Here is a 17,852-nt window from a genome sequence, read left to right as displayed (position 1 = left end):
GTTAAGTTGCGAAATGACGATACACCATATTCATATATCGGAGTGAAAAAAATGGACTTTTGGTCATCTAAAAAAGGAAAAATGCTAGAAATATCAATACTTGGCATACTAACTATCTTCGGCATTGGTTCACAATATTTTTCAAATTTGGCTTATAGTTTAAATCAAGGTATTTTACAAACATCATTTGGTATAGGTTCTCAATATCTCATTATACCTTCTGTGATTGCTAACTTTGCCTTTGCACTTGGCGTGCCACTTGGACATACATTGACACACAAATTCGGGTTTAGACGTAATTTTTTATTCTTTGTAACTCTATTTTTAATCGGCTCGATTATTGGGCTTTTTTCCTTCGACTTAATTATTTTATCTATTGCTAAAGGGTTACAAAGTTTAAGTACCGGCGTTTTATTCTTCACACTTTTACCAAAACTCTTTCTCAATTTCCCTAAACAATACCGCAATGTATTCTTATTAATGGTTATTGTAGGTTTATTTGGCGCAAATGCATTGGGAGGTCTATCAGGTAGTCTATCTTTAGAATTAGATCGTTGGCATTGGATCTTTATTATTAATATTATTTCAGCTATCTTATGTCTTATTTTAGGTTCAATATTCTTAACAAAAGAAGAATATCAACATTCTGAACCTATTCATATTAGTCGTCCTATGATTATTTCATTAGTTCTTAGTACGATTGCTCTTACGCTACCGATGGGGATGCTTACACAAAAAGGGTACGGGTCTCTCTGGGTCTGGCCTATCCTAATTATAGCAATTTTATTCATTGTAAATTTTGTAGTCTTTAATCATGAAGCAAAACATCCATTTGTTCACTTTAAAACGTTATTAACAAAGAAACCACTTGTTGGTGCAACAATGGCTATATCTTCACATTTAGCCTTATTATGTGGTATTGCAGGAATTAATGTGTATATAATTAGAATCTTAAAATTACCTTTCACTATATCTTTACACTTTTATTTATTCTTTTTCATAGGTGTCATTGTGACAGGATTGATTAAAATGTTTATCTATAGTGCAGTAGGAGCTGGTGTTTTAGGCACATTAGGCTCATCAGCGTTACTTTATGTCAGTGTTCATTGGATGATTTTACATGATATCGTAAATATTCATTTACTTTACATTCAAGGTTTCCTACTTGGTTTTGGTGCAAGTATGACACTTGTAAGTGGTGCTATGGCAACATTATTAGATGGCGATTTACTTCAAGCTGGTCAGCGTTCTCAAACGATGCACACAATACGTAACTACGCGGCAGCATTTCTTGTTCCAGTGATTGCCTATCTGATTAAATATAATATTCAAAAAGGAACACAATCTGTTTATACAGAAAATATTACAAACACTTCAATTTATATTAAGCGTATAAAAGATATTGCTATTGATGCTGATCATAAAGTATTTCTACTAATGATTATTTTCAATTCGATTATGTTAGTATCATCGATTATTCAAATGTCTCTTGGAAAAGGGAGACGTATTACACCACCTCGTTCGCCTAAAAACCCCGAGTTACATTTGAATACACACAAGTAATGATTTTTAAGGAACAGTTTACTTTATTAGGGTTTCGCTCCTTAGTTTACGATGTTATTACACATTTCAATTTCATATACTCTTAAAATGTATATTTACTCTATGTAATTGTGACAGATTATTGACAATGCTTTCATATAGCGTTACTATCTATTTACATTCAATAGACAACGTTGATGATTAAATCTCGTATGTAGCTCTGTTCTACATACGACAATTTTTCATCACATTTGTAAACGCTTTCTAAATTGTCGGTTAAGAAAGGATGGTTACTTTGGAAAATATTAAAGCGATATTTAGTAAACTTTTTGGATTTATTCCACGTTCAATAATTAATATTTTTATTTAATCTATATATTTTATAACAAAAAACAATTAATAGAGGTGCTATTTATGAAAAAAAGTGAAAACAGATACAGTATTCGTAAATTCAGTGTGGGTGCATCATCCATTTTAGTAGCAACATTGCTATTTATGGGAGGCGGTGCTGCACAGGCAGCAGAAACACATCAGGAAGAGGGAAATCCTGAATCAGCTGTAGCACAATCTATTGGGGATAATAAAAAACAATCTGATAATCAAGAAACACAACAAGACAATGTTCAATCTGACGAACAAGCTACTTCTACATCTCAATCAGTAACTAATGAAAATGAAGCACAACGCTTACATAATGAAAACAAAGCTTCAACTCAAGTTAAAGATAGCACTGATCAATTAAATACTAATGAAGGAACAACTGACAACATTGTAACTCATCAATCTACAAAACATTCAGTAGCTGAAACTGAAGAAGCATCAACTACAAAAACATCTTCTGATGACCCTGAATCAGTTTCAACTAAAGAGGAGCAACCTTCTCTTGAAACACAAGAATCGACTAAAAACACAATTCAAAAAGACACACTAGCCTCAGATAAAAAAGATAACACAACTGAAACATCAACTACTAAAAATCAAGCTCACTCTTCAGAAAACGTGACAAATGAAAGTCCGACAGAAGAGAAAACAACAACTCAAACAACGACTGCTGAAACCAACACATCATCTACAAAAGACAATACTTCAAAAACAACTGACAGTCATTCAACAAAAACATCTCAGTCAACACCTCTAACAGAGAGTAAAGAATTAACACCATCAAAAACTCAACAAGATTCAAATGTAAATCAGGATGCAATAAAAAATAATGACGTAGAGGCACCATCTACTGGAAAAACAAACGATACTGTAGACACAACTGAAACAAAACAAACAGTGACAGCTAAACAACCTACAGATCCTGCTGCACCTACAGTGAATACTTTAAACACTAAAGATGAAGCGATCTCAATTGACGGTACAACAAATGAAACTGTTGGACATAAAGATGCTAAAGATCAAAAAAATTCACAGGCTGGCTTAGAGACATTAGCTAATAATGCAGTAGCAACAACAAATAATACATCTCAACAGCAAGGTACGACAGAAACAAAAGATCAAACCAATAAAGTTGCTAAACAAGGTCAATACAAAAACCAAGATCCAATCATTCTTGTTCATGGTTTTAATGGATTTACTGATGATATCAATCCTAATGTTTTATCACATTATTGGGGCGGCGATAAATTAAACATTCGTCAAGATTTAGAACAAAATGGTTATAACGCTTATGAAGCAAGTATCAGTGCATTTGGTAGTAACTATGACCGTGCCGTTGAACTTTATTACTATATTAAAGGTGGTACTGTAGATTATGGTGCTGCACATGCAGAAAGATATGGACATGAACGCTATGGTAAAACATACGAAGGCGTTTATAAAGATTGGCAACCTGGTCAAAAAGTGCATCTAGTTGGTCATAGTATGGGAGGACAAACTGTTCGTCAATTAGAAGAATTATTAAGAAATGGTAGTCAAGAAGAAATTGAATACCAAAAAACACATGGTGGTGACATTTCTCCTTTACTACAAGGTGGACACGATAATATGGTTTCTTCAATTACAACATTAGGCACACCGCATAATGGTACCCACGCTGCAGATGAATTAGGAAATGAAGCACTTGTTCGTCAAGTGGTTTTTGATTTAGGTAAACGATTAGGTAATAAAAATTCACGTGTAGACTTCGGTTTGTCTCAATGGGGTCTAAAACAACAACCTGGTGAAAGCTACATCTCTTACCTTTTACGCGTTAAAAACTCTAAATTATGGCAATCTAAAGATAATGGTTTTTATGATTTAACACGTGATGGCGCGACAGATCTTAACCGCAAAACATCACTTAATCCAAATATCGTTTATAAAACGTATACAGCTGAGGCAACGCATCCGACTTTAATAGGAAAACAAAAAGCAGACTATAATATGTTCTTACCATTCACAGTGACAGGAAATGTGATTGGTAAAGCTACTGAAAAAGAATGGAGAGAAAATGATGGTCTTGTATCTGTGATTTCATCTCAACATCCTTTCAATCAAGCTTATACAGAAGCAACTGATACAAATCAAAAAGGTATTTGGCAAGTAACACCTACTAAACACGACTGGGATCATGTCGATTTTGTAGGTCAAGACAGTACAGATACAAAACGTTCAAGAGAAGAACTACAACAGTTTTGGTATGATTTAGCAGATGATTTAGTTCAAACAGAAGCGCTAACTTCAACTAACGAAGCTTAATATAATTTTTTGCGGAAAGGTGGTTGTCTAATGTCTGGTGATGTCTTTCAATTACTTGGTTCTTTCTTCAGAATAGTTAAAGCATTATTTTTCTAATTTCATATAAATAAAAGCACCTCCGAATGAGATGAAGACATTTTCACTCGTTAGGAAGTGCTTTTTATTATGTAAGATTTGTAAGAACATGATGTCATAAAGTGCTGTAAGTTTTTCAGTCTAGTTAGATGAACGTACATCTACATTATTATCGTTTGACGAGAATGCTTCTTCATTTGCTGAAAGTGTGATCTTTTTAGAGTGGTTAGAAGCTTTGACTTCATGACGTAATGCACTATTCAATCCTAATAAATTATTTGCTTGAGTTTCTTCACTATTGTAGCTTTCTAATCCATTCACAATTTCAGTCGCTAAATATTCACATGCATCTTGATTGTCAACTTCGACTTTTTCATTGATTATTGATCCAATGACTTCAATTAAGTCACATTTTTGAATTTGAATATCAATCATTTGTTCTACTCCCTTAAACTGTCATTAAGCCATTTGATAGGCTTTCTAGTTTATTACCCTGTTTCTAGAAAATGTACACAAAATCGTCACTGTCGAAAAATGTAATGCACTACTGCGTCCATTTTATTACTCATCGTTACTTTTAGGAATAAATACCTTCGCTTCACTATCTTTTGGATAATAAAAACCATTAGGTACAGTTTGAAGTTCGATTAAGCTTCCCCATGGCGCTCGAATATAAACGGTTTTATTATTCTCTGTATTCTCATATTTTGTATTAGAATGTGGTTCAGATAGTGGCTCTCCTCCTGCCTGTTTGACACGTTCTAATACATGTTCAAATTCGTCACTTTCAATATAAAAAGAAATATGTGTAAAACCTATATCTTGTAGTGATTGTGGTTCATGTTGTTGAGCGTGTTGGAATTCAAACATTTCAATATTAGGACCACAACCAAACACCATCATGCGTTTATGAATAATTGAAGTTCCTTTTTCTAGCCCTAAGATATGCTCGACATATTCGCCACCTCTTGGTTCATCATTTTTAGTTTGACTATCATATGCAATTTTTCCATCTAGTCCCTGTTTAAAAAAAGCAGTGGCTTTTTCAATACTAGGAACCGTAAGACCAATATGATTAATACCTCGATTCATCATATCTCCTCCTTACTCAAAAGAGTGCAAGACAGCATTCATTTTGAATTTATCGTCCACTCCAGTAACGTATCTCCAACTTGTGTTGATTGAAAAGAATTTGGAACAAACGCATGTTCAATTCAATCATCGACTGCCAATATATTAAAAAAGCCTAAGACAACACATTATGTCTCAGGCTTTTTCAAAAAATCATTCATTATTTTCTATCGAAATATCTGTAACGTTTGAATGCGTCAAGGATAGCTTGTGGTTCGCTAGATACTACAACACCAGGCGCATCTAAATCAATACGATTACTTTGTAATACATTTTTCGCTTCTTCAGTGATTACAACAGGTTTTTTATGATTATAGCTCATTTCAACAAAGTCAATCGCAGTCGGTAACATTTCTTTACCGTCTGAAAGAACGATTACACTATCAAATACTGTTGAACTTGCTGTGCTATAAGTTTCAGTAATACCAATTTCGTCATCATTAAGGTTTTTAGCTGTTTGTCCAACAAATGCATAGTTTAAGTCGTTGTTAACAAATACTTCTGCATATGATTTTAATGTTTCAGCGCTAATATCACCATTTACAAGCACTGCTACAGAGTGTCCTTTTAGTGGGATATCAAATTTTTCTAATGTTAATTGGCTATCTTTAGCATCTGATTGCACTTCTTCGTTTTCTGCCGGAACTTCTACACCTACATTATTTGCTACGTATTCAGCTAATTTACGATCAACTTTATTAATTTGATTAACAGCATTTTGTTTTACTTCTGTTGATTTACATTTACCAATTTCAAATGAAAATGCATCAGCTAAATGTTGTTGTTCTGCTTCAGTTAAGCTGTTTTTATATAATTTAGCTTGAGTATAGTAATCTTTGAAACTATCACTACGTTGACGTACTTTATAACCTTCTACTTTTTCATGATAATGCTCGAAACCACCTTGTTCTTTAGGTGTCGTATGAGGGTCATTATTGTTCAAGCCATTTTTATGGTAGGCTGTTTGACCTTGATGAATATATGATTGATGCATTGCATCGCGTTGATTATTATGAACGTCTGCAACTGGGCGGTTAATAGGAATTTGGTTAAAGTTTGGTCCGCCAAGACGAGAAATTTGTGTATCTGTGTAAGAGAATAAACGACCTTGTAATAATGGGTCATTAGAGAAATCAATACCTGGAACAATATGTGCAGGGTGGAACGCAACTTGTTCAGTTTCTGCAAAGACGTTATCTACATTACGGTTCAACGTCATTTTACCAACAATTTTCACAGGTACTTGATCTTCTGGCCATAATTTAGTTGGATCTAAAATATCAAAATCAAAGTCAAATTCTTGTTCAGGTTTGATAATTTGTAAGCCTAATTCCCATTCAGGATAGTCGCCTTTATCAATTGATTCATATAAATCTTTACGATGGAAATCAATGTCTTTACCATGTAAGATTTGTGCTTCATCCCATACTAAGCTTTCTAAACCTTGTTTAGGTTTCCAGTGGAATTTAACAAAGTAAGATTGACCTTCTTTATTTACAAGTCTAAATGTGTGTACACCAAAACCTTCTTGTTGACGGAAGTTTTTAGGAATCCCTCTATCACTCATTGCCCAGAATACTGCGTGCATAGATTCAGGGTTTTGACCAATGAAATCCCAGAATGTATCGTGCGCTGAACCACCTTGTGGCATTTCATTATGTGGCTCTGGTTTTAACGCATGTACGAAGTCAGGGAATTTAATTGCATCTTGAATAAAGAATACAGGTGCGTTGTTACCCACTAAATCGAAGTTACCTTCATCAGTATAGAATTTAGTAGCAAAACCACGAATGTCACGTACTGTATCTGGAGATCCTTTAGAACCTTGTACAGTAGAGAAACGCACAAATACAGGTGTTGTTTTTTCAGGGTGTGTTAAGAAGTCAGCACTTGTATATTCACTTAAATCTTCATACACTTGGAATTCACCATGTGCACCGAATCCACGTGCGTGTACCACACGTTCAGGAATACGTTCATGGTCAAAGTGCATCATTTTTTCACGGAAGTGGAAGTCTTCTAGTAAAGTCGGACCTCTATCCCCTACTGTCAGTGAATGTTCATCTTCACTTACTTTCATACCACTATTTGTAGTCATTGCTGTACCATCATTATTTTTTCTTAGAGCATCTAATTGTTGTTGTTTTTTGTTTTCATTTGATTGATCCATACTTATCTCTCCTAGATATAGATTGGTATCGTAAATACATTGTTATGTACATTGTTTCCTTATTACGGGATACAGTTAGTTATTCCCATTTATAAAAGAATTAATCATTTTAAAGAAAAAATATATTCCCATAAATTTTTATTTAAAGAACTTTCTTTTATAATCGTTTATGAAAATATATTTTTTGATATTTTATATTAAACTTTAATTATTGGTAATCTACTACCTTATCAACTGGCATTCTATATGATGTATGAGGTTCTTTTTCTTTCTTACCAATCGCAACGATTAACACTGGAACGTAACGTTCTAAATCATATCCGAATGCTTCGCCAATTTTGTCATGCTCAAAACCACCGATAGGGTTCGTATCATAGCCATATTGTTTTGCAACTAACATTAATTGCATCGCAGCTAAACTACTATCCACTTTTACGATGTCACTCATAACTTCACGTGAACTATTTTTGTAAGTATCCATTACAAAAGGTAACATTTGGTCTTTTACTTCTTGAGGCATATGTCCTTCCTCAACCGCTTTGTTATAGATAAACTCGCCTTCCTCATAACATTGTAAATCACCGAAAATAACAATCATCGCTGATGATGTATCATTTTGTGACGTATTAAAACGAATTAATGGACGTAATTTTGCTTTCGCTTCATCACTTTCTACAACAACAAAACGCCACGGCTGCATATTCACTGATGAAGGTGCTTTTGTTGCCTTGCTAATGATTTCATTCATTTCTTCATGTGGAATTTTATAATTTGGATCAAATCCTTTCACAGATTTTCTACTTTCCAATATTTCGTTAAAATCGTTCATTCATTTTCCTACTTTCATATTTTAATTACGTAACCTAGATTATTAAATAAATTGAAAATAAATAGAAGTAATTTGCTTATAGATTTAAAAAAACACTCAATTTAATACATTATTAATTATAGTTAATAATGTATTAACATTTATCTATTAGACTATTATTTGATTAACAATAACTAAATAGGGTATCCTTAACCTTAACAAATAAATAATTTGAAATTTAGAAAAATTATTTATGTTATAACAAAGGGTATTGGATTCAGTCATAAAGTTTCAGTCATAAGGTTACTCATGAAAGGGAAGAAAATTATGGCAGAAGATAAACTGCAAAGAGAGTTGAGTAATAGACATATTCAACTTATCGCTATTGGTGGCGCAATTGGTACAGGACTGTTCCTTGGATCAGGTGAATCTGTACATTTAGCCGGACCGTCTATTTTATTGACTTATGTTATTGTCGGTTTTGTATTATTTATGTTTATGAGAGCAATGGGTGAAATATTGTTATCAAACTTAGGATTTAAATCATTTGGCGATATCGCCCATCATTATATTGGACCAATTGCTGGATTTATGGTCGGATGGACGTATTGGTTAACTTGGATTATCTCAGGTATGGCTGAGGTAACTGCAGTAGCGAAATATGTAGGGTATTGGTATCCTACAGTACCAAACTGGCTAACAGCTGCATTTACTATCTTAGTATTAGTCGCTTTGAACTTATTCAGTGCAAAGCTATTTGGAGAGTTAGAATTCTGGCTGTCAATTATTAAAGTGATAACAATTGTAGCCTTAATCATTGTTGGTATTGTGATGATTGTGCTTGGAATGAAAACATCATATGGACAAGCAAGCGTAACGAACCTTTGGTCTAGAGGTGGATTTTTCCCGAATGGTATTCAAGGTTTCTTGATGGCATTTCAAATGGCTATCTTTTCATTTATTGGTATTGAGTTAATTGGAATTACAGCTGGGGAAACTAAGAACCCACACAAAACGATTCCTCAAGCAATTAACAATGTACCTGCGCGTATTTTAATTTTCTATATTGGCTCATTAGCAGTGATCATGTCTGTAGTACCTTGGGATAAACTAAACCCAGCAGACAGTCCTTACGTAAAATTATTCGGCCTGATTGGTATTCCATTTGCTGCCGGTATTATTAACTTTGTCGTTTTAACAGCAGCTGCTTCATCATGTAATAGTGGTATTTTCGCAAATAGTCGTACAATGTACGGTTTAGCAGGTCGTAAACAAGGCCCACCATTCTTGCATAAAACAAATAAACATGGTGTACCTCACTATGCTATTTTAGTTACATGCGGCTTATTAAGTATTTCAGTTATTTTAAATGCAGTATTTAAAGATGCAACAAAAGTGTTCGTTCAAATTACGATATTTTCAACAGTATTGAATATTTTAATTTGGACACTTATCATGATTGCCTATCTAAATTATGTCAAACGTAATCCTGAATTACACAAAGATAGTAAGTTCAAAATGCCTGGCGGAAAATATATGGCATTTGCGATTCTAGCTTTCTTCGCATTTATCTTTATTATCTTATTAATTAACAGTTCAACTAGAATTGGAGTATTATTTATACCCGTATGGGCAATTATTCTTTGGATTATGTATCAAAAATATAAAAAAGAATCAGACAAAGCGAAAGTTAAAATGGAATAATATAAAGAACATTTTAGACTTCCCCCTAATGGAGGAAGTCTTTTTTCATGATATCTATTAAATAAAAGAGAAGCTTAATTATAGTTTCTCTGTATTTATATTTAAATGGTCTTTTAACATATGGCTTTCATATTCTTTTCTAAACACGCCACGCGCTTGAAGAACTGGAATGACTAAATCGATAAATTTTTCAAATGCATTTGGATATGTTGGTGACATTAACATAAAACCATCGCACGCTTCTTTTTCAAACCATTCAATCATTTCATCCGCTACTTGTTCCGGTGTTCCCACTATCGTTTTATGTCCTACCCAAGTACCAAATCGATCTAATACATCGCGTAAGGTAAGGTGTTCGGTCATAACAGCACGCTGTACAGCTTCATACACAGATTTTACAACTTTTTTCTCTAACGCATCATAAGGTGGTAATGATGGTACGACTTCATCTAGTTTCCATTCACTTATATCTAGACCAATGGCTTTAGATAATTGTTTTTTGCGTTTTTCAAGTGGAATCATATCATCTAATTGTTGCTTAAGTTTATAAGCATCCTCTTCATTCTCATCAACATAAACGGTGAGACCTGGTAATACAAGAGGTGGTTGACGATTTGCTTCCATGGCACGTTGATGAATGTCTTGTCTGAATTGTTGGCCATCTTGTAAATTCCATGCAATTGAAAAAATAGCATCCACGTGTCGTACTGCTAAATCACGCCCTGGAATGGAAGTTCCTGCTTGAAATAAACGTGGTCGACCATATTTTGGTGTTGGAATGTTAATAGCTCCGGCAACTTGAAAATACTTTCCTTGATAATGAAGTGGATGAATATACTGATGATTTAAGCCAATCCCTGAGTCTTTGTGATTAACGATAGCCTCTACCGTAAATGACTCCCATAATTTTTTCATTACATTGATAAATTCATCTGCTCGTTCATATCGTTTTTCAAGATGTGGTAAAGCTTGCATCGAATAGTTTTGTGCTTCTAAATCAAATTGAGATGTTACAATATTTGCCCCAATACGCCCATGAGATATTTGATGTAAACTTGAAAGCATACGTGCTGCAAGATAAGGTTCATAAAAAGAAGAAGAAATGGTACCTATCAAACCAATTGAATGTGTTTCACGTGAAATTGCAGCAAGCGCCGTTAGTGGTTCGAAATAATAAGAAATATGTCCCGTTTCTTCTCCAGAAATATATTGACCATCACCTAAGAAGAAAGCATCCAGTTTACCTTTTTCAGCTAATTTTGCTAACTTAATTTGAAAATCAATATCTCCAACTTCTTCAACATATGAATGTGGTAGTCTCCAAGAAGCAGGATGTAGACCTGTACTATAAGCTAAAACAGATAAATGCATGTGTTTCATTGTCATTAACCCCTTTGTTATAAGTCAAAATTGTCATTTTAATTTGCATATATCGTATATGAATTGTTGAAATTTTACAATATCTACTAACTATTTTATATCTTAAAATAATTATATACAATATCATCTAGTTGTTTAGCAATATGAATAAAATCTTGATTTAAATCCAATGTTTTGACACTAATCGTATTGCCACTCATCTGAAACGTATTATCAGGTACAAGTTGTTCATCCGTTTTCGCATACAGTAACATCCCCGCAACATTTATCTGTTTCGATTTTAAGTGAAATGCTTCATTTTTTACATACGCAAATATTTGATATAAATTTCCAGAATGAATCGTTCTTGTATCAAAATACTGTTGTAACGTCGACGTATAATACTTTGTATCAATAATTAAACATTGTTTCCCATAAGTGAGCATGACATCACTTCTCATTGTCGGTAACATGTGACGATAATCATCATCAGTGGCCCATGGAATATGAGACGCGGTGACTTTTAACTGTGGAAATTCCTTTTTATAATAAGCCCTAACAAACCGTTCATATAAACGCGCCATCTGTTGTTCATCTTCGAACATCATCGTTTCTCTTGAACCGCTTCTTTCTGACTGAATTCGTCCTTGCGTAACAAGGTAACAAATAGCCATTAACATACGATATGTTTCGTGATGACGATCAAATCGTAACTGCCAATCAATATGTCGATAATCTAATATATCTACTTGTTCAAAATATATCAGCAGTCGTTTTAACGCTTTTTTACGTGTGCGCGAAATATCTAATTTTAGAACATTAAGCATTGTTGTTTTTAAAATTTGATTCATATACGTATTAATTGAAAATTCATCATACGTGCAATTTAACTGTTTATGCATCATTGTTCCTTGTTGTATGGATGCTGTGACATTAATCTTTCCTCGTATCACATTAAGCGAGTCATTGTGTTCTAAATAGTCATGTTGAAGACCATATTTTAATTGACTCGATACGCCTTTAATCAAGAGCGCACTATATAAATCTGCCACATTATTAAATGATTCTGTTGCTATATGTTGATAGCCTTTCTTATTCAAAACTGTAAACGCGTAAGACAACATATAATAAATATTATGAATGTTAATCATTGAATCGCTTCCCTTAAACGTACCTTCCAACTATCCACTTTTGAAGGGTCGTCAAACCAATATTCTTTTAATAATGGTATCATTTCGAATTCAATAATATTTGATAATTCAGACTCTGTGACATCAACCATATTACTGAAATAACTATGGCCAATAACGAACCCCTCACCTAACATATCCTCATCTCGAATGTCGACATTCAGTGCTTGAATTGTATCAATTAATGCATCAAATTGTGGATTTTTTAAATTTTCTTGATAATGTTTAAATTGTATGGTTTCAAAGGCAGGATTCATATCAAAAAATGCAAATCGACGTCGTAGTGCATAATCAAGCATGGCTAAGCTTCGATCTGCTGTATTCATCATACCAATAATATAAACATTATCTGGAACACAGAATTTCTCATCTGCATAGAGTAATTCTATTTCCATTCCCCTCTTATCATTTTCAATTAACATAAACAACTCACCAAATATCTTACTTAAATTGCCACGATTAATTTCATCGATAATAAAGAAATGGTCTTTCTCATTATCTTCTTCTGCTTGCTTACAAAAATTGTAAAACGCACCGGTACGCAATTCAAAGCCAGTTTCAGTAGGACGATAACCCATCACAAAATCTTCATATGAATAGCTTTGATGGAATTGTACAAGTTTCACACGTTCTTTATCTTTAACACCTATCATTGAATAAGCCAATCGTTTCGCTGCATACGTTTTACCTACGCCTGGTGGCCCTTGTAAGATGACATTCTTTTTTCTTCTAATTAATTGCACAAGCGTGTCATAGTCTTCTTCATTCATAAATACGTCGTCTAAGAATTGTTCTGCTGTATAAATGGGATAAGTCGTTTGTGTAGCAACCACTCCATCAGAATGTTCAACTGAAAATAACTCATTAAATTTCCGAATCGTTTCACTATATGGCGTAATTTTAGTGAGCGTCTTATTTAATGTTTTGATTGGAATCTTCCAGTTTCCTTTCTCCTTCCAAACAAGCTGAATGATATTTTTATCATTTTTATATTGATGATTGGATGAAACAACGCCCCATCCTACAATATCAGTCTGTCCTTTTTTCACATAAACAATATCCCCACGTTTCATTTCTTTACTAAATTCCCATATGGCATTAACCGTATGAATATAATGATGCTGATTATGGTTCAATTGTTGTAATTTTTGATTAATCTCTTCTTTAGATGCATATTTCGAGAAATCTTCTAACTCGTTATATCCAATAGACATTTCTCCATTCTCAATAAAAGAAGCAAAATCAACATCTTGTGGTTTTGGAGAATAAATCCAATAATTCACGACTTCTAAATCCTTATCTGCATCGATATCTTTTACTTTTGAACTTTGCTTGACTTCCTTTGATTTGCGCCATGCTTCATAACTTAAATCAATAAAATCATTCAAATAGTTATCCTCTTTTAAAAATAATTTTAATTTTTCAATCATCATTAAATACGTGGTCGCAGTTAATGATTGTTTTAAGTTAACCTCAAAATTGATATACTTTGTACTGATTTCGCTTTCTTCAAAAATATACCAAATCGCTCGAGAATCTAAATTGGCAAATGTGTCAGAATCAATCCAAAATAATCCACTGGTTAACTTACCCATACCGATTCCAGGCTGAGCCATCACTTGATTAAATTTTCTCTTAAAGTTATTTTCATTATCTTCACTTTTATCTGCTGAATACAATAAAGCAATTTCAAACAACGACCATAAATTTTCAATATCTTGTGCTTCACGATCATTCTTAAAATTATAAAATGTAGCACGTAAATTCATCACTGTCGGAATACCATCAAAATTTTGTGGTATATCTGCTTTCACATCAAATAGTTTGGCCATTTCTTCTATAATTTTAATTCTATTTTTTTTAGTCATAGAACTCTTATTAAATAATCCAAACACAGTAAATGGATCCATATCTATCATTTCATTATTAATTTCTAATTTAGGCATATTGATTTGAGTGTTAATATAAAGTTCTTGTATTTTCTCAATCAATTGATCACGACAATTTTGATATTCTAACAATTTATGAGCTAAGGCTTTATAAAAGATTGCCCATGTTTTATCTATTTTATAGTCCATCTTTATTTCTCCTCAAAATTATTATTATCTTCATTTTAATGCATTTTATAAATATATTTATACCTTTAAATATATAAAAAAATAAGCTATAAGATCGTATGATTTCAACTTCTTATAGCTTATAGTAAATGGCTTAATTATGCTTGAACTTCGTGTTTGTTGCCACGAACTTTATAGACAATAAGTCCGATAATAAATCCAATTAATGCTGGGACAATCCATCCCATACCAATATCAAAGAATGGTAAATAATTCTCAGCAAAACCGATTAATGATTGTGCGAAGTTCGTTTTCACAAAAGGTTCTGGACTCGCTTTAATACCATCAAAAAATGCAGCAATCACTGTAAATAATGTAGTAAAGCGGTACACAATTGGCGAATTATTAAATAAATGACTTACTAAGGTTAGTAAAATCAGTGTAATGGCTAATGGATAAATAAACATTAATACGGGTAATGAGTACATAATAATTTTTGTTAATCCGACATTCGCAAATATAAACGCCAATACACTAACCATAGTGGCTAATACAATGTAGTTCGTTTTAGGAAATAGTTCTGTAAATGTTTCTGAAAAAGCTGTAATTAAACCAATTGCCGTTTTTAAACACGCCACAATAATAATAAGTGATAAAACAATAATTCCGAAATCACCTAAATAATGTTGGGCAATTTGTGCAAGGGCAATGCCCCCATTTTCACTTACTTTAAATTCTCCAAGACTCATTGTTCCCATTACTGCAAGAAGTGTATAGATGACACCCATGCCAATAATGCTAATGGCCCCCGATTTCACTGTTTCTTTAGCAATATCATTAGGATTTGTAATACCTAATTTTTTAATAGTCGTTACAATAATGATGCCAAATGCTAGTGATGCCAGTGCATCCAATGTATTATACCCATCGATAAAACCTTTTAATAATACACTCTTATTGTAGTCAGGACTTATTGGTGCATGACTTATACTGCCCATTGGGTGAATCAATGCAAGTACGACCACGATACCTAATAAAATCAAAAAGACTGGATTTAAGAACTTGCCAATATAGTCTAAGATTTTAGAGGGTTTACGTGCAAAAAACCAAGCTACGATAAAGAACAACATACTAAAGACAGGTAAAATCCATTTTCCACTGCTTGGAGAAACAAATGGTGAAAAAGCAATTTCATATGATGTTGTTGCAAGTCTTGGTAAAGCAAAGAAGGGTCCAATAACAAGATAAAGACCAATCGTAAATATGTATGCATAAATTTTACTTACGCGTGAAGAAATTGCAAATACACCATTCGTCTTAGAAATACCAATCGCAATAATTCCTAAAAATGGTAAACCGATTGCTGTAATTAAAAATCCTAAATTCGCAAGTAATACGTTTGCGCCTGCCATTTGCCCTAGATGAAGTGGAAAAATTAAGTTTCCTGCTCCAAAGAACAAACCAAAAAGCATCGACCCAATAAAGAGATTCTCTTTAAATGTAAGTTTCTGTTTCATTGTCTTTCCTCGTTTCCCTCTTAAAGTCATAATAGATATTATACATTTTTTTAAAATCAATTTCTTTAGAATTTTTAAAAAAGTTAGATAATAATATATAAAAAAACTTCTCTTTGCATGATTACATTCATTTTTTATGCAAAAAGAAGTTTTAAGTGTAACCTTATACTCATCGATATTTATCCTTAATTATATAATTTTTAGTTATACAGACTTAGCTAATATATGTATCTGCATGTTCAAGGCGATATGTTTCACCTTTTGCTTTAGCTTCTTCATAAGCTTCATATGTTGTATGTTTAACATCTTCAACTTTGTAATTTACCGTTTTCGCAAATTTCCTTACATCTTCTTCATTTTTGGCCAATACAAATACCGTTAAAATATTGTCATCTACAATGTCTTTATGGTGTTGGTAACGTAGTCTATAAATATTCATGACGCTGTCTCCTTCCAATCTATTAGTGATAAACCCTTACTTCATAAAAATAATAAATAATGCCCTACATATTATTTAAATTTAATATACCACTTTTTTTTGAAAAAGGAAGCCTATAAAAAAGAAGTAAGATAGAATTTACTTGATCTTCATATCTTACTTCTTTACTTTAATATACTTTAATTTTAAGATTCATTTTTTAAAGCTTTTTCAATAGCTTTAATATTTTTCTTCATAAATGATTGATACGTATTACTGTCATTATCTTGTTGTTTAGTATGAGAACCCATATTATAAAATGAAATTGTTTTTGCATGTGTTTCTTTTCTAACCGTGTCTGCAACTTTATTCGACACATTTTCTTCAGCTAGGATATAGTTTACCTTATCCTCTTTAATTTGTTTTACAATAGTTGTAAGATCTTTTTGACTTGGTTCTTCAGCATTCATATTTTCGATTCCTTCTTGCTTAAAACCATAGCGATCAGCTAAATAACCAATAGAATCATGTGAAATATATACTGTTTTACCTTCTTGACCTTTAACAGCACATTTCATATCTTTATCTAAATCCTTCAAATCACTAACTAATTTTTTATAATTCTTTTCATAGTCATCTTTATGTTTAGCATCTTTTTTAACTAATTCATCCTTTATATCTTTCGCAAATTGTTGACTTAATACAGGATCTAACCAAACATGAGGATCATATTTACCATGATGATGCTCATGTTCTTCGTGCTCGCCATGTTCTTCGTGTTCACCGTGTTCATGTTCATCCTCTTCGCCTTTTAACAAATCGGCTTTATTTAAAGATGATTCTAATGATAATGTTTTATTTTTATCATTCATCGCATTTGCAATTTTTTTAGCGACTGGGTCTAGATTATCCCCTGTATATACAAATAAATCTGATTTACCAATATCGACCATTTGTTTTTGACTCGGCTCATATGTATGTGGATCCATTCCATTCGGATAGACTGATTCAACATGAACGTATTTACCACCAATTTGTTGAGCAAAAGATTTCAGTGGATATACTGTCGTTTTTACCTCAAGCTTTTCATTGTTCTCTGATTTTTTATCTTTATCACTACCACTATTGGATGTTCCACAAGCTACAAGTGACAACGTTAAAATACTGATGAAGACTAACATTAAACTTTTCTTAATCAT

Annotated in this window: 13 protein-coding genes; 3 read left to right on the top strand and 10 right to left on the bottom strand. The window is 32.8% G+C overall.

Features of this window, described 5'->3' with window-relative positions:
- The first annotated feature begins 51 nt into the window (after positions 1 to 51).
- The gene (locus NSU06_RS00410) at positions 52 to 1,563 is read left to right on the top strand and encodes an MFS transporter (RefSeq protein ID WP_048761068.1); all 1,512 of its coding nucleotides are present in this window, start codon (positions 52 to 54) and stop codon (positions 1,561 to 1,563) included.
- A gap of 393 nt (positions 1,564 to 1,956) precedes the next feature.
- A complete protein-coding gene (gene lip / locus NSU06_RS00405) occupies positions 1,957 to 4,224 on the top strand; it encodes a YSIRK-targeted triacylglycerol lipase (RefSeq protein WP_131566630.1) in 2,268 nt (755 codons plus the stop codon).
- A gap of 216 nt (positions 4,225 to 4,440) precedes the next feature.
- On the opposite strand, the gene NSU06_RS00400 is transcribed toward lip, so the two are convergent.
- The 4 genes from NSU06_RS00400 to NSU06_RS00385 form a co-directional block, all read right to left on the bottom strand.
- Entirely contained in the window at positions 4,441 to 4,734 is a 294-nt protein-coding gene (locus tag NSU06_RS00400) for a hypothetical protein (protein ID WP_048761062.1), read from the bottom strand.
- 126 nt (positions 4,735 to 4,860) lie between these two features.
- Positions 4,861 to 5,394 carry a VOC family protein gene (locus NSU06_RS00395; protein WP_002449191.1) on the bottom strand — a complete coding sequence of 178 codons (534 nt, stop codon included), beginning with the start codon at positions 5,392 to 5,394 and terminating at the stop codon, positions 4,861 to 4,863.
- Between the two features lie 196 nt (positions 5,395 to 5,590).
- Positions 5,591 to 7,600 (bottom strand): catalase, encoded by a 2,010-nt coding sequence (locus NSU06_RS00390; RefSeq protein WP_048761058.1) that lies wholly within the window; start codon positions 7,598 to 7,600, stop codon positions 5,591 to 5,593.
- A gap of 208 nt (positions 7,601 to 7,808) precedes the next feature.
- Positions 7,809 to 8,429 carry a nitroreductase family protein gene (locus NSU06_RS00385; RefSeq protein WP_048787699.1) on the bottom strand — a complete coding sequence of 207 codons (621 nt, stop codon included), beginning with the start codon at positions 8,427 to 8,429 and terminating at the stop codon, positions 7,809 to 7,811.
- Between the two features lie 306 nt (positions 8,430 to 8,735).
- Between NSU06_RS00385 and NSU06_RS00380 the strand changes: the two genes are divergently transcribed.
- Positions 8,736 to 10,112: an amino acid permease gene (locus tag NSU06_RS00380; protein ID WP_002488489.1), complete on the top strand. Its 1,377-nt coding sequence runs from the start codon at positions 8,736 to 8,738 to the stop codon at positions 10,110 to 10,112.
- Positions 10,113 to 10,190: 78 nt separating this feature from the next.
- Here NSU06_RS00380 and NSU06_RS00375 read toward each other — a convergent pair whose 3' ends face one another.
- The 6 genes from NSU06_RS00375 to NSU06_RS00350 form a co-directional block, all read right to left on the bottom strand.
- Positions 10,191 to 11,492: an NtaA/DmoA family FMN-dependent monooxygenase gene (locus NSU06_RS00375; protein ID WP_019835031.1), complete on the bottom strand. Its 1,302-nt coding sequence runs from the start codon at positions 11,490 to 11,492 to the stop codon at positions 10,191 to 10,193.
- 95 nt (positions 11,493 to 11,587) lie between these two features.
- The gene (gene mcrC, locus NSU06_RS00370; RefSeq protein WP_048761052.1) at positions 11,588 to 12,622 is read right to left on the bottom strand and encodes a 5-methylcytosine-specific restriction endonuclease system specificity protein McrC; all 1,035 of its coding nucleotides are present in this window, start codon (positions 12,620 to 12,622) and stop codon (positions 11,588 to 11,590) included.
- Positions 12,619 to 14,739 (bottom strand): AAA family ATPase, encoded by a 2,121-nt coding sequence (locus tag NSU06_RS00365; protein WP_048761050.1) that lies wholly within the window; start codon positions 14,737 to 14,739, stop codon positions 12,619 to 12,621. The genes mcrC and NSU06_RS00365 overlap by 4 nt, the downstream gene beginning before the upstream one ends.
- Positions 14,740 to 14,876: 137 nt before the next feature.
- Positions 14,877 to 16,235, bottom strand: coding sequence for a branched-chain amino acid transport system II carrier protein (gene brnQ, locus NSU06_RS00360; RefSeq protein WP_017174728.1), 1,359 nt, complete (start codon positions 16,233 to 16,235; stop codon positions 14,877 to 14,879).
- Positions 16,236 to 16,449: 214 nt separating this feature from the next.
- The gene (locus NSU06_RS00355; RefSeq protein WP_002449204.1) at positions 16,450 to 16,674 is read right to left on the bottom strand and encodes a hypothetical protein; all 225 of its coding nucleotides are present in this window, start codon (positions 16,672 to 16,674) and stop codon (positions 16,450 to 16,452) included.
- A 185-nt stretch (positions 16,675 to 16,859) separates the two neighbouring features.
- Positions 16,860 to 17,852 (bottom strand): metal ABC transporter solute-binding protein, Zn/Mn family, encoded by a 993-nt coding sequence (locus NSU06_RS00350; RefSeq protein ID WP_070548117.1) that lies wholly within the window; start codon positions 17,850 to 17,852, stop codon positions 16,860 to 16,862.

Origin of the sequence: Staphylococcus sp. FSL W8-1270, from assembly GCF_038007165.1 — a bacterium.
Lineage (GTDB): Bacteria > Bacillota > Bacilli > Staphylococcales > Staphylococcaceae > Staphylococcus > Staphylococcus hominis.
The sequence above is the reverse complement of the archived record's forward strand: the minus strand, read 5'-3'. Positions and strand labels throughout refer to the sequence as shown.